This window comes from Maridesulfovibrio ferrireducens (assembly GCF_016342405.1).
Lineage (GTDB): Bacteria > Desulfobacterota > Desulfovibrionia > Desulfovibrionales > Desulfovibrionaceae > Maridesulfovibrio > Maridesulfovibrio ferrireducens_A.
This window is the reverse complement of sequence record NZ_JAEINN010000002.1, coordinates 368457-388379: the sequence shown is the minus strand read 5'-3', so window position 1 is coordinate 388379 and position 19923 is coordinate 368457. Positions and strand designations below refer to the sequence as shown.

Genomic DNA, 19923 nt, shown 5'->3' with positions numbered 1-19923 from the left:
GCGAATTCAATTAGTTTTTTTCAGTAGCTTCTTCCTGTTCAATGTGAGCTTCTTCAAGTTTGTCCATTGCATCAGCAAGTATTTTTTGGAAAACAAGAGATTTCATTGCGAGAGTCTTTTTATTTTTAGCAGTGCAAGGGATCGGAGTTCCGTCTTCATCTTCAAGACCTTCCCAACTAACAATCACATAATCATAAAATAATAGATCAAATTTGCTGTCATCAAACTCTTCAAAGGCGAATCTTTGACCTTTTTTGTATTCAATCTTTTTAGTTGTGCATGCTTTATTAATTCGTTTTCCTTCTTCAGAATCCAATCTGCGTAGGTAAATACAACCATCTTTTGGCTTATTTTCGTTAAAATAAAATTTTGTACCGGGGTTCAAATCGTTCATTAAAACTTTCATGTTTGCTCCTTGGTGGGTAGGTCGGAAAGGAGCAATCCGACCTACCCCTTTATCGATTGGGAATTAACCCGATTGAATTAAAGTTTTCCGCCGTCGAGAGAAGTTAGAACACCAGCATCAGCTGTGGTTAACAAACCTTCACTTTCAAGAGTCAGTATGCCGGCGGCAACTTCTTTGATAATGTAATAGCCATTGTTTGATGCAGATCCGTCGACGATTAAAGTCTGTCCAGCCGCAAAACCAGCTGTCACAAAACCACTACCTGAGTCAGTGACGGTGTCATTTACACCAGTAGAACCGGCAACAAATGCAATGGTGTCGGCAACCATATGTTTTGTGAAATATGCAACCCTGCCGCCGCAAACCATCTCACCAGAAAAAGAAAAAACACCGTTCTTATCAGCTTCGCCGGGAGAGGCTTTTGAAACCTGAAAACAGCCTTCAGGGTCACGAGCAAGATCAAGTGCCATGAAGTTTATTTTATCCAGCATTACGACAGCATTCGTGATTCTGGCATTATCAACTAGGTACTGCTTAAGTAAGTCTTGTCCGGTAGAATCACCAAAAATGGTATTCCCTGAGAAAGTAACTCGCCCGAATTTACCGCCAGTAGTAAACTCAATAGAAAAATCTCTTCTAAATTCTTCTACAGAAATTGCATCGCGACTCATTTCAGGTAAGCCAAGACGGTTAAGTCCTTTAACAAAAGACGCTTCTGGAGTGCGCCAGTTTAAGACAACCGCGCAGTCCACACCCAATTGATACTGTGGTCTATTGCCCATAGTTTTTAATCCTGTGTTTGTTCGACGACTGCCCGAATATCAACGGAGCCGCGCCAAAGTTTATGTTCACGCCGGGGATGCTCTACCCGGTCCTTAATAAATCGAACGTTTGCAAAACCAGCAGGTTCAAAAACGATTTTCGTAAAAAAAGAAATGGCACTCTTTAATGCGTCATGACATGAGCCGGAAGAATCTGAATCCGTATAAACATCACATTGAAGAACAATAGAATTTATAGTTTCGGTAAATGTGTCTGCACTAAGATCACTAATACAATGCAAAATGGCGTAAGGCTGTTTTGTTTCTGGTGGAACGTGAGCATAGAAAAGACGACCAACAGCAGTTTTAAACCCGCTTAAGTCAGTATTAAATTTATCCTGTATTTCCTTATAAAGTCTTTTCATATACTCCACCAAACGCAAAAGGGCCTGAATGCCGGGTTGTTCCAGCTTTCAGGCCCTCTCAGGACTCAAGTTTCGCGATGCGAATGTTATGCGGCTTTCAGTGGTCCGCTTTTATTAAATTTAATACATTTACCACATTTACATTTAATTTCTATATTCAAAGCTACACCAACGAAAAGTAGCCTTTTGCAATGTGGACAACGTTGTTTATTATTGTAACTCTTCTTATTTTGCATAGCAACAATTATCCTTCCCAATGATTACCAAAGAATCCAGACGAATTAACAAAGTCGATACCTTTCGTTCCGGCTCTCAAAAGTTCACCGATAACTTTCTCACGAGCTGGCCTCAAGAAAGGTTTTGGCTGGGCATGGCCAACAATGTTTCCATTTTTATCTTCAACTACATGGCCGAATTCAACCAAATGAGACTTAGGATCGCGCACTACAACACGGTAATCATCACCATTTTTCGCAACTTTGATGGTTTTCACCATTTTGCCATCATCAATAGGACAAAGACGTATTGCTTCGTCCTTGATTTGATGAGCAAGGCTTTCACAATTATCTTCAAGGTAAGCTTTAAGTTCTGCTGTAACCTGATCAAATTCCAAAAGGGAACAATCAACGTTTGCTTTCAACATGATTCACCTTTTCAGTTTGTGAGACTTGATTTGATTTCTAGTATCTGGTAGCCGCCATAACAATGGAGGTTTTATGAAGAAAATAATTTTAATTATATTGGTGGTTACATTAACAGGAGGGCTTAGCGGATGCGGGGTAACCCTTTATGGTCAAGCCGAATCCTATTGCCAATTGTTTATAGGGAAAGACTATAAGTTAGCTTATGCTGGCCTTAATAAAAGTCACCTCATTTGTGAAAACGGAATAGCTACAATTTGCGTCCCTTATGCACACAAAATGAGTTTTGGTGGAAGGTCAAAAGGTTACAGCAAAAATAGCTATATTTGTCTTAAATCAGATAAAAACGGCACAATTAGAGAAGTATACGACGCTGGCTTTAATCCTCCAGAACTTAATTATAATGACAAATCATATATATGTCCTGATGATGAGGAGAACGTTAAATGATTTCCAGCGTAGCTTACCTTATAGGAGTGCTTTTACTTCTTTCAGCACTGTCCAAAATATCCACAATTGGAATAATTCTTTTTATCGTTCTTGTTATAATTGTTTCAGGTGTTTATTACTTTTGGGAAGTTATGCCCTTTAACCCAGAAAATTGGGGAGGTAATAACAAGCCAAAATCAACAATCCCGAGATCAAAAATTATTAGCGAGTTCAATACAAAAGTTGCAGGCGTGTCATTTGGCAAACGACAGTCTTATCTAAAAAGCATCGGTAAGAAACTATACCGTGAAGAAGCAAAATATACAGAAATTGATTTAATAAGAGACCCCGACAATAAACATGACCCAAATGCAATTGAGGTCGTAACAGAAAAAGGTCAGGTCTTAGGCTACATAAACTCTCAAACGGCAAAGGAATTAGCAATAATAATGGATGCTGGAGCAAATGTGCAAGCCTCTATTATTGATATCCTTGGATATGAAGACAAATGTGGAGACCCTACAAACGGGCCTTATGGGTGCAGTATAAGTATTTATCTTTTCGACAAATAGTCAAAATAACCTCTCCGCAAATACCAATCGTCAAAAAAACAAAGACGGTTGGTATTTTTTTGTTGACACTTTGTACTGACATAAGTATAAACAGACATGAGCAAAAGAGAAGGAGAAGTTATCTTCTCAGTACGGTTGGATAAGGACTTTCGTAGACGATTAAAAATTTACGCTGCGGAAAATGACGTAACAATAAAACAGCTTTTTATGGAATGTATGGAAAGGATTTTAGCAAAAGACGAAGAGAAGAAAAAAGAGAAGTAAATTTAATTCGGCCCGGCAAGGTGTAACAGCACCCAACCGAGCCTAACCACAAAAAACCTTAATAGGAGGTTAGTCATGGATCAGAACAATTTACACGAAAGAAGCACGGCCAGCAATCAGAAAGAAATCCTTTACCGCACAGTTGAAAACAACATGCGGGCATGTCACGATCTTTTTTCCGCTCTTTCAGAAGTGGTAGATCAAGAAAAGAACCCTGCAATGGTCCTTTTAATAGAAGGCTTATGCGAAAATGTTGAAGATAAAATCAACATAGCCCTTTCCACCTTGCACAAGGGGCTTTTCCATGAAAATAACATCAACCCCGCCAAAGACTTTTCAGGCGATCCCGTTCAAATCATTTACTCAGCCGTTGCCAGTATGGATATACTGGTGGAAACTTACCGGAGAACCAACCGGGAAGGCGATGCAAACCTTATTGATCTTCTTTGTCGTCAAGTAAGAACTGCCGCAGAAAATATTGATAATTCTCAGACACGGGAGACGGAACAATGAGTAACATTATTCCCTTCCAGTTCGGTCAATCTGAAATTCGAGTCATTCAAGATAAAGACGGTAATCCTTGGTTTGTTGCTAAAGACGTTTGTGCGTCTCTCGGCTTTAAAAACCCTAGTGACGCAACCAAATATATCGATGAAGATGATCGCACTCTGATTAGTAATCCGAGTGGAAATGGTGGAAGCAAAGCCACCATCATCAACGAATCCGGCCTCTACTCCTTAATCCTGCGTTCCCGCAAACCCGAAGCTAAAAAATTCAAAAAGTGGGTAACTTCGGAAGTTCTTCCTTCTATCCGCAAAACAGGTTCCTACCAAGCCGAGCAGAAAGCCGAAAAGCAGAGTTTGACGGATTCAACCTCTAACGATCGTCGAAACTTACGTGAACTCGTAGACAGATGGGTGCGCACGAAGCACCAAAACGTTACGAGTTCCCATTTTCGTGCGGCATGGTCCGAATTAAACGAATTTATGCAGGTGGACAGTATTAAAGATATTCCACTCGAACATCTCACCTATGCAATTCAATATGTAGAAGAACAGACTAGACTTTGTGGTGTATCTGAAAAACACGAGGAGATAGCCTCCGCACCACTCACAAGAAAAGATGCAGTACTTGAAGCTCTTGCCTCTATGTCCGCAAGTCAAAGTTGTTGTGTTCAAGGATGCTTTCAAGCTGCCAAACTTGCGCTTTTGAGAGGTTTATACAGTGCAAATAAGGGAGACCGTGAAGCTCTATTTTTTGCATATGATGCTGTTATTGAAGCGGAACAACTTCTCTTAGCAAAAGAGGTGAATTGTGGATAAAACTGATTTCTCCATTCACACAGACAAAATGCAGGATGCTTGTTGTATTTTAACAACTTTGCAAGAATTGTTTGAAAAACGTGACCAGTATGGCGAAGCATTTATTGTAGAACATGTTCGTGACACTATGCTTAATGGCCTTGCAGGTCTTGAAGCTGTTGAAATGAGCCTCAAACCAAAGAAAACAGGAAAGTCTGCGGCAATTCTTAAAATGGTAGCAAAAAACTAATAAATCAAATCCCGCGCTCCTCAATAAACTGAGGAGCGCGGCAATCTCACAAACTCACTATTTCATTTTCAAAGACTTCCCCTAACCCTTTCGGGTAGGAACCTTAAACCCTTTGCTTAAGCCTTCCGGCAACCTTTCTTAAAGGCTTTCGAGAAGCCTTCCGAAATTTTATTTCGTCACTTTCCCGCGAACTAACCAAGTTTGCATATTATCAACAGGATCGGCGCTTAAAATGTCGTATTCTTCGCTGTTATAAACGATCTGCATCGAAAGTTTCACAACTGGGACTTCACAAACTCTGAACCTAAATTCAAGAATAGATTCGGCTTGTTCTTTTTGCTGCTGAAAAAACTCCCGGCTGGAAAGAGGAATAGCCTTACCCCAAACCGAAGCATGATCTACCCAATCGGATTCTTCCCCGCCTATGCCATCAGGAACGCTTCCTTTTTTCTGAATCGAAATTTTATGAGTCATATCGCCGAGCTTCATTAGGCCACCACCGGGATAATGAACGGATCTAAAAGCCCATCTATTACGTCTGAAATATCGACTTTATTGATTGATTGCGTATCAACAATCACGCTTTCAGGATTTGCGTAATAATCGGCGATTCGAACAAGCATCCATTGCTGAAGAGCTGGTGGAAAATTTTCATAGCCGGCAGTGAATGCAACACGAACCGCGAAACGTTCCGCGCGTACTTCGGGCCATGTCTGTTCAAAAGCCGGATAAATTGAACCGACCATCGAATCAACATCTACTTGGTAGCTTTCAACAGGCAAGACAGTTTCAACGCCTTTGTTATCGATATATTTTACCGATTCAACAGAACAAAGCGGAGGCAAAGGCAATTCCAGCACTCCGTCACGACTGGGGAACCCATGACAACGCAATTCAAATTGCGCCTTATTCCATACCCGATGAGTATGAGCTTCGCCCTGTGCTCTCGCGGCTGAAATGATGAGTTTGATTTTATCATCATGATCCACAAAGTCAGGCGAAAGCCGAAGATGCTTTTTTGCTTCTTCGAGAGTAACCTGCTCCGTATCGGATCGTGCTATTAACTTAAGTGACATGGTGTCCTGTTACCTTTTATTCCGGCCCTGCTTTTTTAGGGCAGAGCCGGAGTTTTAATCTATTTGCCGTTTTTCTTTGCTTTCTTGTCGGCTTTGTCTTCGGGATCGGACTTGTCTTCGGTTTCAGAATCAGATTCTGAGTCGGAAATGGAGACTTCTTTAGGTTTATCAGTAATCTTCCCGATTCCGTTCTTTTCAAGGAACTCAGCGCGCTCTTCTGAAACCGAAACAATTGAATTAGCAAGGTGAGATCCCCACCTTTTTTTGAGCTTTACTTTCATCATTGCTCCCGCCCTAATCTGTAATCATGGACTTGCCGGAATATCTCAGGCCAGTTGCCACATAGTTTACAGATACGATGTTTGCCGCATTGGATGCTGCGGCCTTGACGCGCAAACAGGTAAAACCGTCGTTGATATCAAGATCAGTAGGATTGACCTCAAAAACAACATGCTTTCCGGCCAAGGTTGCTCCGGAATGATAATCTACAGCATCAGCTTCCAAACGCTCAAGCGAATCAGAAGCAAGAACATCTGGATTTGCGAAAATAGGAACAGCTTTGGTCAGAGCCTTTGCATCAGTTCCATCAACAGATTTTGCCTGTTCGAGAGAAAAGACCATTTCGGCGGCATTGCCCTGAGTAACAGTACAAACCACTGCAATGTGATTGCAATTTTTCAGGGAAACCAAGTCCCCGGTTAGCTCCGCACCGTTAGCTTTTGGAGGAATACCGACCACTGTATGAACGTTTTCAGAATAAGTATGCATAAGTGATTTCTCCTTATTCGCGATCTTCGAGCATTACGAAGGGGCTGAGTGTATTAGTTCCCTTGCGCGGGGTTATGGGCTGGTCATGAATAGGCGCGCCGTTATTACGGGCAAGGAAACGGAAAGCTGTTTCATCTTCAAGGAATTTAACATGAATGGATTCTTCTTCTTCGGTTCCACCCTTTTCAATCAACATGTATTCGCCAAAATCACACAACGAGATATCACCACAAGTTCCAAGAGATTCACTATACTCATTAAGGATAACTGGCCGTCCGAAAAGAGTCCCGAAAGGAGCACCGGCAATATTACCGCCGGGAAGATAAACAGGCTTATCACCAAGAGTCAAAGTGATGAGTTCCGGAAGAACATCGTTATTGGTAAACCATGCTGAATTTTGAATATTGCCATGGAAACGTGACAGCATTTTAGCAAGGTTCTTAGCAACAATTGTATTTGCAGCCTGTCCAGCTTCTTTTGAGACCTTAATAGGCAAGTCGGAATTCATAATACCAAGGCACTGCCCCGCCCCGGTTCCGTCCCAAATTTCAGTGTCCAATTTTACAGCAAATTGCTTACGCAGATTTCTTCTTGTATACGCTGCAAGGGCTGGAGCATCACGCAACATACGGTTAGTAACAAAAATCAGCCCATACATGTCTTCAACTCGAATTTCACGCTCTTCAAGTTTTAGCTTACCGCTATCTTTCATTACTTCGCGTTCACCCTTACGGTACACCTGCAATCCCCCAGAAGAGCGATCACGGTCTTTTTCAGCCATATAAGCAAAACCATCAGCGTTAGCCGAAATAGGTTGACGATCACAACGGGAAGAAAAAATACCAGTTTCAATAGCCGTTGAAAGGATATCTGTTGAATGGTCTGTTTCAACAAGATACCCGCCTTCTGAATCAATTCCAGTGGCGGCAGATCCGGCAGCATTAACAACTTTATTAAAACGTTCACGAGCTTTAGGAGCATCACCGTTATCAAGAGTCATAGCTCGAACATCCATCAACTGTTCACCAAGATTTTTATAAACAGCTTTAGGCTTTACTTCGATGTTAGCACCCGCAGCTCTAGCTGCAACACTTTCAGGGGTATCATCACTCTGAGGTCCGCCAATATTGAGCAAATCTTCATGACGGGAAATTTCAGCATCAAGAATTGCAATGTTATCCTTGAAAGCAGTGAATTGTTTCTCAGTATCATCTGTCCACTTGTCACCGGGGTTTTCATCTACCAATTTACGAGCTTCAGCGGCCTTTTTATCCCGCTTTTCACGCAGAGCCTGAATTGACAACATAGTTCAATCCTCCATTTTTTTGTTATGAGCTGCGGGACTCCGCTATGCTCTCATTGCTAAAAGCTCGACTTCACGCAGTCGGGCGGCTGTATCAAATTTATTTTTCAGATTGCCGGCATCAGTTACATTAGTTGCCTTATCTGTGTTTTCTTCTGGTTCCTCTGAATCCTCAGTAGTGTTTTCTTTGCTCTGCGAGGCAGGGGAAAAGATTGTATCAATGAACCCTTCTTCTAAAGCTTCCGCAGCGGAAAACCATGTTTCAGCTTTCATCCATTCGCGGATTTTCTTCTCTTCGGAACCAGTTTTATTCTTGTAGTCAGTAACAATGGTGGTATCTATTTTCTCAAGGAGCGCGGCGGATTTCTTTAATTCTTCTGCATTTCCCCATGCGAAAGTCCATGCATTGTGAATCATAAAAAGCGCGCCTTCTGCCATGTGGACTTCATCTTGAGTTATCGCGATATATGTGACGGCACTTGCGGCAAGACCATCAATATGAGTGATAACTTTTGCGGGATGCTCAGCAAGTGCGGTTTGAATTGTACGGGCATCGAAAACTGATCCACCTGGTGAATTAATGTGAAGATGAATAGTTCCGGCTTCAATAGCGTTCAACTCATCAATAAATTCTTTAGGATCGACACCCCACCAAGTATCTATGACATCATAGATATAGAGATGGGCTACATCTCCTTCCACTTGAGCCTTGGGACTTTTCCGCATTTCCTGCCCGGCTTCAATTCTAGCCATGGCTTGCTTGCGGGCATCATTCATCAAATCCTTAATTTTCATTTTTTTCATTTTTCAGGCTCCGCCCACCGACGTGGATCGGAGGGGTCTAGTTCTTCTTCCGGTTCTCCTGAAGCTCCAGCAACAGGAATATACAAATCACCACCACCTTCAATCGGTGAAAGATTTTCAAGCTTCCGGACTTCATTCACGGTCATATAACCGGGCAATTGATTACCGCCGAGAGCGGCCTTATAGAAATTGGCTCGACCTTGAGAATCCGCACGTAAAAGAGCATCAAGATTGAATTTGCAGTAATATTCATTTGAACGAATAATTTTGCGGTTAACTTCCTGTTCTAGCCCTTTTAAAATGTCGCGGAGAGTAAATTTAACGAAACCGAGGGACTGCTCTTCAATGCCTTTTCCCCAACTTGTTGTTTTGGTGGTGTGTCCTACCATGTGAGGCGGAACACCAAAAAAGCGGCAAATATCTTCAACCTGAAACATGCGTGATTCAATCAACTGGGAGTCTTCAGCACTAAGTGCAAGCTTCACAATCTTACCACCGCCCATTGTGACCAGCGGCATATGCATATTGCTCATGCCTGCCATCTGCTTTTCTACAGTATCGCGAAGAAATTTAGCTTGTTCTCCATCAAATTTTGACGGGTATTCGATACCAACGTTGCTACCGACTCCTTGCTTAAAATAAAGTCCGTTGTATTCTTCTCCAGCTTGAGCAATACCTACAGATTCCCGAGCACATTCAAGCGGTGAGCGCCCCTTCAAACCGTCAAAACCGATAAAGGGGTAATGAATTACATCATCCTGATCATACACGAGCGAGTTTTTGCCCTGCTGATTTATTGAGTACAAAATCCTTGAATAGTCATCTGAAAATCTGGGATTTACGCAGGTATCAGGCAACAGGTTAATGCTTGTTGGAATAGATGAATTTCTTCCAATGAGTGAATAGCCGTTTCCGCCCATCAGCGCATACCAAATGAAGCTTTTCCAAAAAGTGTTAGCTGTAAGCATGGGCGAAGGTTCAGAATTCAACAATTTATAAGCCGGATGCTTGAGAGCCAGCTCCTTTTTGTCATCTGCAAACTGTCTAAATACCTGACACGGTAAACTTGCAATCGTTCCAGCTATTAAGCCGACACACCGATAAACGGTGCTGACTCGCATTGCAGTTTCACGACTGACCATATTGCCGGTAGCAGTCGGAAAACCGAGGCTTCGAGCGAAGTAATCAATAGCCTGATCTTCGGTTAAAGTTCTTCCAGATGAATTTTTCACCCGATAAGCACGACGAGGGGTCGAAAAATACTTACGTCGAGTATTACGGTGGTCTGGTTGAACCTTTTTTGCGCGACTGAAGAACTTCATTTAACTCTCGTTTATAGATTCCCAGTCAAAAACACCGGGGGTTTCGTCGGTTCCTTCTTCAGGACCAACAAGAATACGGTTCATGGCCATGATGAGGGACACAGCTCCGTCAATTTTATTTTGTGCAAATTCTTTATGTGGAAAAATATTATCTTTCTTGTCTGTGTGAGCCACGACATTGGAAAAGAACCATGTTGCTACCGGATCACCATCATAGTGAAATTGTCCCGACATAATACGAGCCTCAAGCTCTTTCATTGGTTCCGATAAACTTAAAACTGTGTTCCGGACTTCAACCATAGGAAGCCCTTCAGCATCCATACGAGTGAAAAACTGAGTTGCTTGAAATGGGTCGTAAGCAATGGCTTCAATATTATAGATTGCAGCGGCTTCGAGAAGATCAGCTTCAATTAAAGCATAATCAGTTACGGACTGACCTGTTTCAATTACACGCTCTTCATATCGCCATGTTTGATAATGTCGGTTTTCAGGAAGATCGATTGTTCTTTTCGGCAGGTAATTTTTCCAGAAAGCATAAATATCTTTGCCATCAACAAAAGCAAAAACCATACCTGCAATGTCAATTTTACTGGCAAGGTCAAGTCCGACATAGCAAGGCAAGTGACTGACTTGGCTTATCTCAAGACTAGTATCAGCACATTTCCTCAATTCTGCCATATTCATCCATGCAATATCAGCATTCATCCATTGATTTAGATGCTTACAACGTAGAATATTTTGCTTTGAGGCTATTTGAAGTGCGTCTCTATGCTGTCTAGCTAGAAACTCTTTAAAAACACTGACTCCATAATTAGGATTTGCTTTGATCCAATTGTCAAAATCTTCCCAATCATCAGAATCATCGATAGTATAAATAATGGCGAAAAGTTCATCGTTTTCTATTTCGCCACGTAGGACTTTTATGGCTTCATTGCGTTTGTCATAACAAGGGCATTGAAGATTTGAACCACCAGTTGTTATAACACCGAGCAGTGGTTGAGTCCGTGCCCCTTGTCCCGTTTTCATTGTGTCGTGAAATTCAGACGTTTTATGCTCGTGATATTCATCAACAATTGAACAATGCGGACTTGAACCGTCACCAGGCTTTCCTATGAGAGGTTCAAAACGGCTTCCTGTTTCAATAGAATGTAAATTTTTTGCACAGACTTCTATTCCGTAATGCTCACGAAGGGCAGGAGTCCTTTCAACCATAAGCTTAGCCGGTCTAAAGACTTCCCATGCTTGTTTTTCAGTTGTTGCACCGGAATAAACTTCTGCACCGGGTTCACCATCGGCACAAAACATATATAAAGAAATAACCGCGCCGATAATCGATTTTCCGTTTTTGCGAGGAACTTCGTCGTAAAATTCTATGAAGCGGCGTAATCCATCAGATTTTTTCAACCAGCCAAACAAAGCCGCAAGAATAAAACACTGCCAAGGCTGTAATTGAATGTTTTGACCAGCCCACTTACCTTTTACGTGCGGAAGTAGTTCAGCAAATACACAAATTTTTTCACCGGCAGCACGATCAAATTTATACGGATAATTCTTTTGCTTTTCACGCTTCAAATCATTCAAATGACGTTGGCAAGCAAGCCTCACAAATTCACACGCAGGAATTTTACCCGAGACTATATCCCGTGCATACTTATTAGCGGTGTTTACATGTGGGTACTTCTGCCGTGACATTATCTATCCAAAGTTTGCAAAAGGGTTTGTATCGTCTTTAGTTTTTGGTGCGCTGATGCGTGTCCGTGAGCTTGGAGTCATTCCGAATTCAGTTAGAAATTTGTGCATCAAAACTTGTGCTGTATTCGCCATTCCCACTAAGGGATTTTGAATCGCATTTCCTTTCGCTGTAAGAATTACATATTTGAAATCAGGTTTTTGCATCTCTCGTTCAATTTCGATCCATCGACCATAATTCTGACAATATGCTTCGAGTGCCGGGCGATCTAATTCAGTGAGCAAACCGAGCTTATGAAGCTCTCGCGACATCCGGCCCCATTCCATGAGAGCTTCTGCTAAAAGATGATTGCCCGGTGTCGGAATTGATAAATCCGGCTTCGGTTCATTCTTGTTTTCCCGATCTGGACGATTTGTTCCTTGAAGGAGTTTCAAAGACGTCGGCTTCGGTTTTTTACCTCGAGGAGCCACTCTAAACCCTCGAAATTTTCTTATGTATATTCATGTGTTTTCCCTTTTTAGAGGTGAGAAAAACCGCTTTCCGGCCCTCCTTGACCCCCCTCCTCTAATTTGACGGCGTAAAAGTTTAACTACCACAACGGTCTAAGGGGGCTAGACCTCTAGACTTTTTACCCCGCCCCCCTACTTACGCTTCCTTCCATGTGCTATTTCGTGGCACTCTCTGCACATACTCATGAGGTTTGAATCCTCGTTGTTATGCGGATCGTGGTCACGATGATGAACGGTTGTTGCACGGCTTACGCACCCATTTTGAGCACATTCTTCACAGAGTGGATTTAGTGTAAGCTTTGCCTTACGAATCCTTCGCCATTCAGCCCCATAACCACGACTTGATGAACTTCCGCGCCGTTTCTGATATTTCTTTTGAGCTTTGCGCTTCTTCGTTTCACCGTGCGCTTTATGCTTGAGACACCAGCCGGAACCGTCACGACTTAAGCCGGGGCATCCAGTGAACTTGCAAGGTGTCGGTGGCAGTGGCGGCATTACTTAAAAACCTCGTAAAGAGCTCTTGTTGCAAGCCCACCGACAACAGCAGCCATTCCCCAAATAAAACGCTCAATAGTTTTGAATTTTTCAGCGTGAGTATGACACCGGCGGTCACAATTAATCTCATAGATATTTTCTTGAATAGACTTCACTCGCTCATCTATGCGGATCAGCAGTTCGTGCGAGTCTTGAGGATCAGGTGCCACGCCCTAACTCCCGCTTTAAGTTGTCAAAGGAGGAAGAGCATCAAACGCCGCAAGCTTTGCTTTCAATGCAGGAAGTTCGGGACAATCATAATTACCATCGCAGAGTTTCATACCAAGCTTTACGCCTAGACCTATTAACGGAGCAGCCGCACCAAAGCCTGTACCCGCCAATGCAACGGTTGCAATAGCGGTCACAATTCCGGCAACCTCTGCGGCTGTTTCATCTGTCACTTCAACATTATCAAAAGCACTAAAGTTCATATCCATGACTACTGCTCCCCTTTAATCTGTACCCACAGAGCCAACGCTTTATTCAAGCACTTACTAGCAGACGACTGCTTCACATCGTACTTAGCCTTGGCAACCGAGACAGCAAGATCCGCATCAGCCTTATGTTTAGGATCTACACTCTCCGCAGTCTCAACCGCCTCTTTCCAGCCGATAGCAGCTTCAACAGCTAAACTGATTGCAGGGTGTGCAAGGTTCATGGCGTCAACAAAGTCTTTCTTAGTCTCAGCATATTCAGCGGGGATGTTGGCTTTCATTTGGTTGTATGTGTCATAAACGTCTATATATGTGTCCATCAGTTTGTCAGCGGCAGACGTGGCCTGATCAACAGGCTGCATATCCATGATGTTACCGACGGCACAGCCGGAGGCAGTCACGGCAACAAGCATCAACAACAATAAGGGGATCGTTAATTTCTTACGCATCATTTCTTATCCTTCTCGATTTTTCCGAGATTTTTAGCGTGGCGAAAATTACCGCCAACATAATTCATCACCTGCCAGATTTTTTTCCCTTTAGGATTTTCCGGTTCTGGAAAGATTGCGGTTAGTACCGCGCAAGCACCAGAAGCAGCGGCAGCGTATACAGCTAATTCAGCATTAGTCATTTTTTCTCCCTATAAAGAAAAGGGTGTGCAAGCTTCTCCCAACAAGACGAAAGAAAGCGAGATGCTTTATCAGGGCATCCCGCCTTCTTAAGGAGGCAGTAAACGTGCAGTGCGTTTAACTGATGGCGTATGGCTTCCATTCCTCGGTCCTTATTCGGTAAATATTAATTAGTGCGATAAAGAGATTTAATTATACGCCTGTGACAACCTAAAATGTACCCACTTTAAGCATACGTTTACCCCCCCTTTGATATACGTTTGCAATTGTTGTGGGAATTTTGGTTGATTTTTCTCATATCAATTTATTAAAAAAAAGATACGTATAATGCGCATTTTATTGTTGACATTAATACGCCTAATGCGTATAACTATATTCATGAAGACGAGGGAATTAATCAGATTGTTGAAACAGAACGGCTTCATTGAAACAAACAAAGGACACAATTCAAAACACCGGAAGTTCGAACATCCGGACGGGAGGGAAACACAAGTAAAAAAAGGAAACAAAGATATCGAAGGCTGGCTTCTCCGAGAACAAGAGAAGCAGACCAAATTGAAACTTAAATAACCAACCCGAACAGAGGGGGCGCAAGCCCCTTCAAAGGGAGTATATATATGAAGTTACCTATAGTAGTAGTGAAGGAGCCGTCAGGCAGTTACAGCGCGGGCTTCCTTGATCTACCCGGTTGTATAACCTCTGGCGATGATCCTGAAGACCTTATGGATGGAATGCAGGATGCTGTAGAAACGTGGATGCATGGGCGTGATTCGTCCGAGTTTCCCGGCAAAGCATCCACGCTGGCTGAAGCTTTGGAACACGAGTACGCAAATGACGGAGCAATAGTATTTGTCGATATTGATACTTCGTTCCTGGATGAAACAGCCGTTAAAGCTAATCTCACCATTCCGGCATGGAAGTTGGCTAAGATTGATAAGGCCGTTGAGAAGTCAGATGTAGATAAGGATAACCGTTCAAAGTTTATGACTCGTGCGGCTCTGGATTATGCCGCGCGCATGGGACTTAATAATTAAATGGCTTAATTATGAATTATATGATTTGTTTTTAACCGGCTAAAAACAAACCCGGTCAGTTATTCAAAACTGACCGGGTTAAACACCATAAAATGAGCAATCCAATGAATGAAACAGTTCTAAGTAAAATTTGTTTGGCTAAACATCAGTATGATGATGCTGTAATAAATATCAAAAGAGAAAACGACTTTTTAAATTGCATTGGTATTATTGTTCTTCAAGACGCGGTAGAATCACTTTTGCTCGCGCTCTGCGACCATATAAATATTGATATTGCTGACAAAGATGCTTTTCATAAATACATTGAAAAAATCAACAAAAAAATAGACCCAAAAAAGTTGCCATATCGTACTCATTTAAACGACCTTAATAAAATGAGAGTTAGTGCTAAACACAGTGCAATTATACCAAATAAAACCGCCATTAATAATTTAATTCCTGCCATCTCAAGCTTTCTTTCCGACGTTGCTTTAGATCATTTGGGCGTTGATTTTTGGATAATGAATGAGGGGCGCAACCTTACAAACCAAACAATAAAAAATTTTATAGATGAAGCATACTCCTCATACGAGGAAGAAAATTATTTCAACACATTGGTAGCGTGTAGAAAAGCAATACATATTGAAATAGAAAGAGCATACGATATTTCACAATTTAGAACTATAACAAAACACATGAAATTAATGAGTTCTTTCTCTTTTGCCCCATCTTATGCAAAGACTCCAGACTATATAAAAGAGCACGTTAAAGCACCTACAGATTATATATGCCTAGACACCAACCATGTAGACAATGAAATGACTAAAAGCGGTGTTGACCATATAACTTTTTGGAATGTCCTCAGAATGACCCCACCTGTTTACTTAAACCATAACGAAGAGTGGATTGTAAAAAACATATATAGTTTAAAATACGATGAGAATATTAAAAAAAATTCAGAATACATACTGCAATCAACAGTTGCGATCTTAATGGCAAAGCAACGTTACAACGAAAAGTTAAAATCTTCTTACCATCAATTCCATCACAAGATTATCCCTAAAGGAACTCACATTTATGAAAGGGCCGAATCAATAAATGTTTCACCCAAGAAAATTGTTGAAGAAGATTTTCGAGGGAATCAACATTGCAAAACTATAGGGTTAGATGGGGAAGAATATATTGAACTTCTTACTTATCACCCGTTTGAATTTGGCTTTATATTAGCTAAAGACCTAGAATAACAATTTTTCCCAACCAATTTACCTATATTGGTTGGGATTTCCTAAACTTCCTCATCATGAACCCCATCCACAACGGCAAGCTCCAGACACGCCTTAACATCACTATCCTTGATCCTGTACCCCTTCCCTACTTTCACGGCCTTGAGCTGACCAACTTTGATAAGCTGGCGAATGACCTTTTCGGAATAGCCCCACGCCTCTGCAACTTCTTTTACTGAGTGTAATTTTTCTAATCCCATTCTCATATCCTCATATGTTTCTAATTGCGTCCCTAACGGGCTTGTTTCTGAATGACAGGTATTTAAGCAAAGCATCATAGGTTTTGTGTCCTGTCGCCATCTGGAGCATCGGAAGCGGGTCTATGCTGTGATCGTCTTCACGCATTTCGATTAGCCGGTCATAAACATCCTGAACGAAAGTTTTTCGCATACAATGCGTTCCGAGCTTGCCTTGAAATCCTAGCCTTTTGAAAACTTGATTTAGCACCCGCCATGCTTGCGGCACTGAAATAGCCTGATTGGTTCCTTTGCGGGATTTGAAAACATACGTTTCCGGCGAAATATGGCCTCTACTCTTCAGCTCCGAAACACACTCGACAAGAGCATATTGCGCCAGCTCGTTTAAAAATACCGTGCGGCCTTCAATTTTGCGCTTCATATGCTTTCGCTGAACCGACACGTCTTGCATAATTTTACGCTGATGAACAACGTCTTTGACCTGAATTGACAGGATTTCGAAAATGCGGAAGCCGCTCTTGGCTCCGAGGGCGAGAAGAGCGGCGTTGCGCTTTGCGTAGTAGCCTTGGAAACTTTGCAAGGCTGTTCCCAGTTCTTGAGATTTAAGTGGGCGGCAACCCTTCATTTTTAACCTTCACTTGCTTTTATGTCCTTTTAGCGGAAATTAACGCCCTTTCGTGTAAGTTGTTCTAGTGAATGTATAGTTTTGTAATTAGTTTGCATTCGCGGCACTAAAAGCACACGTTTCTAGATTTTTCACAAAAAAAGAGAGTGTTAGCCCTCTTCTCCTTTTGTTTCTTCAACTTTCACTTTAACTTCTTCAACACCGTTTTCAATGATCTTCAAAAGCTGTTCACGATGAGCGGTATATGCTCCGCCAAGCTTCTTAATCTTCACCTGTCCGTTATTTATATACCGGGACAAAACGACCGTTGAGAGTCTTAGGAATGCGGCTATTTCATCAAGGCCGGAGTATACTTCTTTGATTCCGCCTAGCATTTAAACATCCTCACAGTAACGCTTGTAATTGTGAATGGCTTCTTCAACAGTACCCGCACCTAGCGGTGTGTTGAAATAATCCTTCCAATATTCAGCGAGTCTCTTAATATCATCACCATCAGGCAATCGAGACTTGACTCGGAGATAGTGAACACGGGCCATAAGGATTGCATAAGCAATATTATATTCCAGCGCCTTTTCATCCGGCCCGTTACCCATTCCGGCAACTTCAAGAATTCTTTCACCCAAGGGTTCACGATATGCGAGAAAGTTTGACCAGATATCGTCATGCGTGGCGGGCTCCATTTGGAATATTCCAAGTGCCGGCCCTTTTCCGAGCTGGCGCAAATAAGTGCCACCGAGCGATTCTTGCGCGGCTGTCAAAAGCAATAACTCCCGAGCCGAGGGAGAATAAAGCCCCGCTTCGGTTAATACTCGTTTAATCAAATCTGAAAGTTGTTCTTTATTAATTCCCATTTCGCATGGCCTCCTTGTAAAATTTTCCAGCCATACCAGCAATTTTGTGAGCATGACCCAAATGGTTATAATAGATAGTTCCCAAGCTGGCTGTTGCAGTGGCATGGTCTATTCCTGTGAACATCCGACCAAAACACCACTTGTGAAGCCTGAAAGCAGCACTACCGTACCGATTAGCCTTTGCTAACAACTCCGTTTTACGGTTCAAAGGTTCGACATGGTGGGCATGAAGCTGTTTAAGTTCGTTCCTGACATTGTTCTTCATGTCTTCGCTTAAAAGCCCGAAATCGTGCCGCCATGTTGTGCACATTGAATCTAAGCTATTATTCTGCATCTTTTCCGCCTCCTTTGCGGCTAAAATCATATCTACAAAATCACCACCAGCCCGAAAGACTCGAGCGACGGCATCACCTACCGGGTCGCATAAGTCCGACACTTTGGAACTCGCTTTACGTTTTTCACCATGTCCATAATGCGTTTAATATTCGCCTTTGCTTTTGCTACCTGCTCATCAGTAATCGGCGGCGGTGGCAACGACGGCCTATTACGCGGAACCCGCGCCCCTGCCATCAATTCGCGATGAGCCTTGACGATATCGCCCACCGTCGGAAACATTTTGTTATTTCGTCTGGCAAGCGAACAGGCTTCAAAAAAATCCTTTGCTGACATGCCTTCTGTCTCAAAATCCCGCAGATAAAGCGGAGCTATGGCCATGATCGTTGTCCCTGTAAATCCGCAATGAGGATAAGCAATCTTCATGGCTATTAATTCGTCTCTAACTTGTTCTAATTGCAGGGGTGTTTCCATTTTCCGCTCCCTCTCTGTTAACAATCATTTGCCGCGCTAATGCGTCATTTTCCACCGCCATACCTTGTGCGACGCTGTTAATTTTCATGCCGTTGTAAGACGGTGCGTCGCCATTAGCGGGCTGATTCGTCCCGTCGTAAGTTGCTGGCGGTTGTGCCTCTTCACGAAAATGTCCTTCCAAAACTTTGACCATATTGCCCGGTGAAAGGAGCCAATCAAAATTAGCTTTCCAGTCTTTTTTCTTTCCAAGCAAAAAAGGACAACTGAGGACAAGTTTGAAATAAGCTTCCCACCACTCGACACTTTGCCGAGCTTCATGGCCCCGCCAAGCGGCATTTAAAACCTTTTTGCGCTTCTCCGTGACCATCTTCACTTGCGGGAGTTGCGGCAAAATGCGGTTATACACCTCGACAATCGAGTCATACGGGCAATTCGGTATGCCTTTAGGCTTATTACTTTCGGCTACGAGAAGAACATCAGCGGACGAACCGTCGCCGGAAGGTGACGTACTCTCTTCTGTCTTTTTCTTAATTCTTATATTCTTTATTTCTTGTTCTATTGGGCGGTCATTGTGCGGTGGTTGTGCATTGGTGGGGTCGTCGGTCGTGCATCGGTTGTGCATTGGTTGGGTATCAGTTGGGCGGTGGTCGGGTATCGGTTGTGCATTGGTTGGGCATATACCTTCCCTGTTTTCTTGATAAGTTGCCCAATTTAAGACACTTACCAACATAAAACGGTTGTGCACATTTTCAACACTTATAAAGCTGTCTTCACTTAAAACCTTGAGCATTCGTTTAAGCTTTGTGCGTTCAAGGTTAAGCTCATCACACCAGTTAGAAAGAACAGCCGCGAATTGACCGGGTTGAATTTCGGTTCCTCTAAATGCTGTTTTTTTCCGACTGGTACGAATTAAAATAGAAGACATTAAACCGCGGTATTCAATACCACGAGACCATGAAACACTGTCTTCAATCTTCCGCCAAAACTTTATATATCCACGAATCATAATTCGCCTTTCTCCTTGACTTT

The 19923-nt window shown here is 42.5% G+C and carries 34 protein-coding genes; 9 read left to right on the top strand and 25 right to left on the bottom strand.

Annotated features, from left to right (window positions below; genetic code table 11):
• Nucleotides 1-10: 10 nt before the first annotated feature.
• The 4 genes from JEY82_RS03755 to JEY82_RS03740 all read right to left on the bottom strand — a co-directional run bounded on the left by JEY82_RS03755 (nt 11) and on the right by JEY82_RS03740 (nt 2235).
• Nucleotides 11-406, bottom strand: a complete 396-nt coding sequence (locus JEY82_RS03755; protein WP_304082656.1) for a hypothetical protein — start codon at nt 404-406, stop codon at nt 11-13.
• Nucleotides 407-483: 77 nt separating this feature from the next.
• Nucleotides 484-1188, bottom strand: a complete 705-nt coding sequence (locus JEY82_RS03750) for a hypothetical protein (protein ID WP_304082654.1) — start codon at nt 1186-1188, stop codon at nt 484-486.
• A gap of 5 nt (nt 1189-1193) precedes the next feature.
• Nucleotides 1194-1592 (bottom strand): hypothetical protein, encoded by a 399-nt coding sequence (locus JEY82_RS03745; RefSeq protein ID WP_304082652.1) that lies wholly within the window; start codon nt 1590-1592, stop codon nt 1194-1196.
• A gap of 244 nt (nt 1593-1836) precedes the next feature.
• The gene (locus tag JEY82_RS03740) at nt 1837-2235 is read right to left on the bottom strand and encodes an HK97 gp10 family phage protein (protein WP_304082650.1); all 399 of its coding nucleotides are present in this window, start codon (nt 2233-2235) and stop codon (nt 1837-1839) included.
• Nucleotides 2236-2308: 73 nt separating this feature from the next.
• Here JEY82_RS03740 and JEY82_RS03735 point away from each other — a divergent pair, with 73 nt between their 5' ends.
• The 6 genes from JEY82_RS03735 (at nt 2309) to JEY82_RS03710 (ending at nt 5049) form a co-directional block, all read left to right on the top strand.
• The gene (locus tag JEY82_RS03735; RefSeq protein ID WP_304082647.1) at nt 2309-2683 is read left to right on the top strand and encodes a lipoprotein; all 375 of its coding nucleotides are present in this window, start codon (nt 2309-2311) and stop codon (nt 2681-2683) included.
• On the top strand, nt 2680-3234 hold the full coding sequence (locus tag JEY82_RS03730; protein ID WP_304082645.1) for an HIRAN domain-containing protein: 555 nt from the start codon (nt 2680-2682) through the stop codon (nt 3232-3234). The genes JEY82_RS03735 and JEY82_RS03730 overlap by 4 nt, the downstream gene beginning before the upstream one ends.
• Nucleotides 3235-3330: 96 nt before the next feature.
• Nucleotides 3331-3498: a hypothetical protein gene (locus JEY82_RS03725; RefSeq protein ID WP_304082643.1), complete on the top strand. Its 168-nt coding sequence runs from the start codon at nt 3331-3333 to the stop codon at nt 3496-3498.
• A 75-nt stretch (nt 3499-3573) separates the two neighbouring features.
• Nucleotides 3574-4011: a hypothetical protein gene (locus JEY82_RS03720; protein WP_304082641.1), complete on the top strand. Its 438-nt coding sequence runs from the start codon at nt 3574-3576 to the stop codon at nt 4009-4011.
• Entirely contained in the window at nt 4008-4820 is an 813-nt protein-coding gene (locus JEY82_RS03715) for a Bro-N domain-containing protein (RefSeq protein ID WP_304082639.1), read from the top strand. Before JEY82_RS03720 ends, JEY82_RS03715 begins: the two co-directional genes overlap by 4 nt.
• Nucleotides 4813-5049 (top strand): hypothetical protein, encoded by a 237-nt coding sequence (locus JEY82_RS03710; RefSeq protein ID WP_304082637.1) that lies wholly within the window; start codon nt 4813-4815, stop codon nt 5047-5049. Before JEY82_RS03715 ends, JEY82_RS03710 begins: the two co-directional genes overlap by 8 nt.
• Nucleotides 5050-5217: 168 nt before the next feature.
• Here JEY82_RS03710 and JEY82_RS03705 read toward each other — a convergent pair whose 3' ends face one another.
• The 14 genes from JEY82_RS03705 to JEY82_RS03640 all read right to left on the bottom strand — a co-directional run bounded on the left by JEY82_RS03705 (nt 5218) and on the right by JEY82_RS03640 (nt 14120).
• The gene (locus JEY82_RS03705; RefSeq protein WP_304082636.1) at nt 5218-5538 is read right to left on the bottom strand and encodes a phage head closure protein; all 321 of its coding nucleotides are present in this window, start codon (nt 5536-5538) and stop codon (nt 5218-5220) included.
• Nucleotides 5538-6125, bottom strand: a complete 588-nt coding sequence (locus tag JEY82_RS03700) for a phage head-tail connector protein (protein ID WP_304082635.1) — start codon at nt 6123-6125, stop codon at nt 5538-5540. Before JEY82_RS03700 ends, JEY82_RS03705 begins: the two co-directional genes overlap by 1 nt.
• Before the next feature lie 59 nt (nt 6126-6184).
• Nucleotides 6185-6409, bottom strand: a complete 225-nt coding sequence (locus tag JEY82_RS03695; protein ID WP_304082634.1) for a hypothetical protein — start codon at nt 6407-6409, stop codon at nt 6185-6187.
• A gap of 10 nt (nt 6410-6419) precedes the next feature.
• The gene (locus JEY82_RS03690) at nt 6420-6893 is read right to left on the bottom strand and encodes a hypothetical protein (protein WP_304082633.1); all 474 of its coding nucleotides are present in this window, start codon (nt 6891-6893) and stop codon (nt 6420-6422) included.
• Nucleotides 6894-6906: 13 nt separating this feature from the next.
• Entirely contained in the window at nt 6907-8199 is a 1293-nt protein-coding gene (locus JEY82_RS03685) for a phage major capsid protein (protein ID WP_304082632.1), read from the bottom strand.
• Nucleotides 8200-8241: 42 nt separating this feature from the next.
• The gene (locus tag JEY82_RS03680; protein WP_304082631.1) at nt 8242-9000 is read right to left on the bottom strand and encodes a head maturation protease, ClpP-related; all 759 of its coding nucleotides are present in this window, start codon (nt 8998-9000) and stop codon (nt 8242-8244) included.
• Nucleotides 8997-10322: a phage portal protein gene (locus JEY82_RS03675; RefSeq protein ID WP_304082629.1), complete on the bottom strand. Its 1326-nt coding sequence runs from the start codon at nt 10320-10322 to the stop codon at nt 8997-8999. The genes JEY82_RS03680 and JEY82_RS03675 overlap by 4 nt, the downstream gene beginning before the upstream one ends.
• The gene (locus tag JEY82_RS03670) at nt 10323-12014 is read right to left on the bottom strand and encodes a terminase large subunit (RefSeq protein WP_304082627.1); all 1692 of its coding nucleotides are present in this window, start codon (nt 12012-12014) and stop codon (nt 10323-10325) included.
• A 3-nt stretch (nt 12015-12017) separates the two neighbouring features.
• Nucleotides 12018-12446: a phage terminase small subunit P27 family gene (locus tag JEY82_RS03665; protein ID WP_304082625.1), complete on the bottom strand. Its 429-nt coding sequence runs from the start codon at nt 12444-12446 to the stop codon at nt 12018-12020.
• A gap of 207 nt (nt 12447-12653) precedes the next feature.
• A complete protein-coding gene (locus tag JEY82_RS03660) occupies nt 12654-13016 on the bottom strand; it encodes an HNH endonuclease (RefSeq protein ID WP_304082624.1) in 363 nt (120 codons plus the stop codon).
• A complete protein-coding gene (locus JEY82_RS03655; RefSeq protein WP_304082623.1) occupies nt 13016-13225 on the bottom strand; it encodes a hypothetical protein in 210 nt (69 codons plus the stop codon). The genes JEY82_RS03660 and JEY82_RS03655 overlap by 1 nt, the downstream gene beginning before the upstream one ends.
• A gap of 15 nt (nt 13226-13240) precedes the next feature.
• Complete coding sequence (locus tag JEY82_RS03650; protein WP_304082621.1) at nt 13241-13492, bottom strand: hypothetical protein; 252 nt, start codon at nt 13490-13492, stop codon at nt 13241-13243.
• 2 nt (nt 13493-13494) lie between these two features.
• Nucleotides 13495-13941 carry a hypothetical protein gene (locus tag JEY82_RS03645; protein ID WP_304082619.1) on the bottom strand — a complete coding sequence of 149 codons (447 nt, stop codon included), beginning with the start codon at nt 13939-13941 and terminating at the stop codon, nt 13495-13497.
• On the bottom strand, nt 13938-14120 hold the full coding sequence (locus JEY82_RS03640) for a hypothetical protein (protein ID WP_304082617.1): 183 nt from the start codon (nt 14118-14120) through the stop codon (nt 13938-13940). The genes JEY82_RS03645 and JEY82_RS03640 overlap by 4 nt, the downstream gene beginning before the upstream one ends.
• A gap of 325 nt (nt 14121-14445) precedes the next feature.
• Between JEY82_RS03640 and JEY82_RS19675 the strand changes: the two genes are divergently transcribed.
• The 3 genes from JEY82_RS19675 (at nt 14446) to JEY82_RS03630 (ending at nt 16375) form a co-directional block, all read left to right on the top strand.
• On the top strand, nt 14446-14688 hold the full coding sequence (locus tag JEY82_RS19675; protein ID WP_369681148.1) for a type II toxin-antitoxin system HicA family toxin: 243 nt from the start codon (nt 14446-14448) through the stop codon (nt 14686-14688).
• Nucleotides 14689-14735: 47 nt separating this feature from the next.
• Nucleotides 14736-15152 carry a type II toxin-antitoxin system HicB family antitoxin gene (locus JEY82_RS03635; protein ID WP_304082615.1) on the top strand — a complete coding sequence of 139 codons (417 nt, stop codon included), beginning with the start codon at nt 14736-14738 and terminating at the stop codon, nt 15150-15152.
• Nucleotides 15153-15256: 104 nt separating this feature from the next.
• The gene (locus JEY82_RS03630) at nt 15257-16375 is read left to right on the top strand and encodes a hypothetical protein (protein ID WP_304082614.1); all 1119 of its coding nucleotides are present in this window, start codon (nt 15257-15259) and stop codon (nt 16373-16375) included.
• A 41-nt stretch (nt 16376-16416) separates the two neighbouring features.
• Here JEY82_RS03630 and JEY82_RS03625 read toward each other — a convergent pair whose 3' ends face one another.
• From JEY82_RS03625 to JEY82_RS03595, 7 genes are all read right to left on the bottom strand, one after another.
• Complete coding sequence (locus JEY82_RS03625) at nt 16417-16620, bottom strand: helix-turn-helix domain-containing protein (protein WP_304082613.1); 204 nt, start codon at nt 16618-16620, stop codon at nt 16417-16419.
• Nucleotides 16621-16624: 4 nt separating this feature from the next.
• A complete protein-coding gene (locus JEY82_RS03620; protein WP_304082612.1) occupies nt 16625-17236 on the bottom strand; it encodes a tyrosine-type recombinase/integrase in 612 nt (203 codons plus the stop codon).
• 149 nt (nt 17237-17385) lie between these two features.
• The gene (locus JEY82_RS03615) at nt 17386-17610 is read right to left on the bottom strand and encodes a hypothetical protein (protein ID WP_304082611.1); all 225 of its coding nucleotides are present in this window, start codon (nt 17608-17610) and stop codon (nt 17386-17388) included.
• Nucleotides 17611-18087 (bottom strand): hypothetical protein, encoded by a 477-nt coding sequence (locus JEY82_RS03610; RefSeq protein WP_304082610.1) that lies wholly within the window; start codon nt 18085-18087, stop codon nt 17611-17613.
• The gene (locus JEY82_RS03605; protein WP_304082609.1) at nt 18077-18523 is read right to left on the bottom strand and encodes a hypothetical protein; all 447 of its coding nucleotides are present in this window, start codon (nt 18521-18523) and stop codon (nt 18077-18079) included. The genes JEY82_RS03610 and JEY82_RS03605 overlap by 11 nt, the downstream gene beginning before the upstream one ends.
• Entirely contained in the window at nt 18499-18894 is a 396-nt protein-coding gene (locus JEY82_RS03600; RefSeq protein ID WP_304082608.1) for a hypothetical protein, read from the bottom strand. Before JEY82_RS03600 ends, JEY82_RS03605 begins: the two co-directional genes overlap by 25 nt.
• Entirely contained in the window at nt 18863-19900 is a 1038-nt protein-coding gene (locus JEY82_RS03595) for a hypothetical protein (RefSeq protein WP_304082607.1), read from the bottom strand. The genes JEY82_RS03600 and JEY82_RS03595 overlap by 32 nt, the downstream gene beginning before the upstream one ends.
• Nucleotides 19901-19923: the final 23 nt, after the last annotated feature.

Coding starts and splice junctions, on each gene's coding strand:
- JEY82_RS03680 (WP_304082631.1), bottom strand. CDS start 9,000: ATGAAAAAAATGAAAATTAAGGATTTGATGAATGATGCCCGCAAGCAA.
- JEY82_RS03660 (WP_304082624.1), bottom strand. CDS start 13,016: ATGCCGCCACTGCCACCGACACCTTGCAAGTTCACTGGATGCCCCGGC.
- JEY82_RS03635 (WP_304082615.1), top strand. CDS start 14,736: ATGAAGTTACCTATAGTAGTAGTGAAGGAGCCGTCAGGCAGTTACAGC.
- JEY82_RS03700 (WP_304082635.1), bottom strand. CDS start 6,125: ATGTCACTTAAGTTAATAGCACGATCCGATACGGAGCAGGTTACTCTC.
- JEY82_RS03625 (WP_304082613.1), bottom strand. CDS start 16,620: ATGAGAATGGGATTAGAAAAATTACACTCAGTAAAAGAAGTTGCAGAG.
- JEY82_RS03695 (WP_304082634.1), bottom strand. CDS start 6,409: ATGATGAAAGTAAAGCTCAAAAAAAGGTGGGGATCTCACCTTGCTAAT.
- JEY82_RS03705 (WP_304082636.1), bottom strand. CDS start 5,538: ATGAAGCTCGGCGATATGACTCATAAAATTTCGATTCAGAAAAAAGGA.
- JEY82_RS03620 (WP_304082612.1), bottom strand. CDS start 17,236: ATGAAGGGTTGCCGCCCACTTAAATCTCAAGAACTGGGAACAGCCTTG.
- JEY82_RS03735 (WP_304082647.1), top strand. CDS start 2,309: ATGAAGAAAATAATTTTAATTATATTGGTGGTTACATTAACAGGAGGG.
- JEY82_RS03720 (WP_304082641.1), top strand. CDS start 3,574: ATGGATCAGAACAATTTACACGAAAGAAGCACGGCCAGCAATCAGAAA.
- JEY82_RS03600 (WP_304082608.1), bottom strand. CDS start 18,894: ATGGAAACACCCCTGCAATTAGAACAAGTTAGAGACGAATTAATAGCC.
- JEY82_RS03595 (WP_304082607.1), bottom strand. CDS start 19,900: ATGATTCGTGGATATATAAAGTTTTGGCGGAAGATTGAAGACAGTGTT.
- JEY82_RS03715 (WP_304082639.1), top strand. CDS start 4,008: ATGAGTAACATTATTCCCTTCCAGTTCGGTCAATCTGAAATTCGAGTC.
- JEY82_RS03690 (WP_304082633.1), bottom strand. CDS start 6,893: ATGCATACTTATTCTGAAAACGTTCATACAGTGGTCGGTATTCCTCCA.
- JEY82_RS03670 (WP_304082627.1), bottom strand. CDS start 12,014: ATGTCACGGCAGAAGTACCCACATGTAAACACCGCTAATAAGTATGCA.
- JEY82_RS03640 (WP_304082617.1), bottom strand. CDS start 14,120: ATGACTAATGCTGAATTAGCTGTATACGCTGCCGCTGCTTCTGGTGCT.
- JEY82_RS03755 (WP_304082656.1), bottom strand. CDS start 406: ATGAAAGTTTTAATGAACGATTTGAACCCCGGTACAAAATTTTATTTT.
- JEY82_RS03725 (WP_304082643.1), top strand. CDS start 3,331: ATGAGCAAAAGAGAAGGAGAAGTTATCTTCTCAGTACGGTTGGATAAG.
- JEY82_RS03610 (WP_304082610.1), bottom strand. CDS start 18,087: ATGGGAATTAATAAAGAACAACTTTCAGATTTGATTAAACGAGTATTA.
- JEY82_RS03745 (WP_304082652.1), bottom strand. CDS start 1,592: ATGAAAAGACTTTATAAGGAAATACAGGATAAATTTAATACTGACTTA.
- JEY82_RS03740 (WP_304082650.1), bottom strand. CDS start 2,235: ATGTTGAAAGCAAACGTTGATTGTTCCCTTTTGGAATTTGATCAGGTT.
- JEY82_RS03730 (WP_304082645.1), top strand. CDS start 2,680: ATGATTTCCAGCGTAGCTTACCTTATAGGAGTGCTTTTACTTCTTTCA.
- JEY82_RS03685 (WP_304082632.1), bottom strand. CDS start 8,199: ATGTTGTCAATTCAGGCTCTGCGTGAAAAGCGGGATAAAAAGGCCGCT.
- JEY82_RS19675 (WP_369681148.1), top strand. CDS start 14,446: ATGCGCATTTTATTGTTGACATTAATACGCCTAATGCGTATAACTATA.
- JEY82_RS03650 (WP_304082621.1), bottom strand. CDS start 13,492: ATGGATATGAACTTTAGTGCTTTTGATAATGTTGAAGTGACAGATGAA.
- JEY82_RS03645 (WP_304082619.1), bottom strand. CDS start 13,941: ATGATGCGTAAGAAATTAACGATCCCCTTATTGTTGTTGATGCTTGTT.
- JEY82_RS03675 (WP_304082629.1), bottom strand. CDS start 10,322: ATGAAGTTCTTCAGTCGCGCAAAAAAGGTTCAACCAGACCACCGTAAT.
- JEY82_RS03615 (WP_304082611.1), bottom strand. CDS start 17,610: ATGCTAGGCGGAATCAAAGAAGTATACTCCGGCCTTGATGAAATAGCC.
- JEY82_RS03630 (WP_304082614.1), top strand. CDS start 15,257: ATGAATGAAACAGTTCTAAGTAAAATTTGTTTGGCTAAACATCAGTAT.
- JEY82_RS03750 (WP_304082654.1), bottom strand. CDS start 1,188: ATGGGCAATAGACCACAGTATCAATTGGGTGTGGACTGCGCGGTTGTC.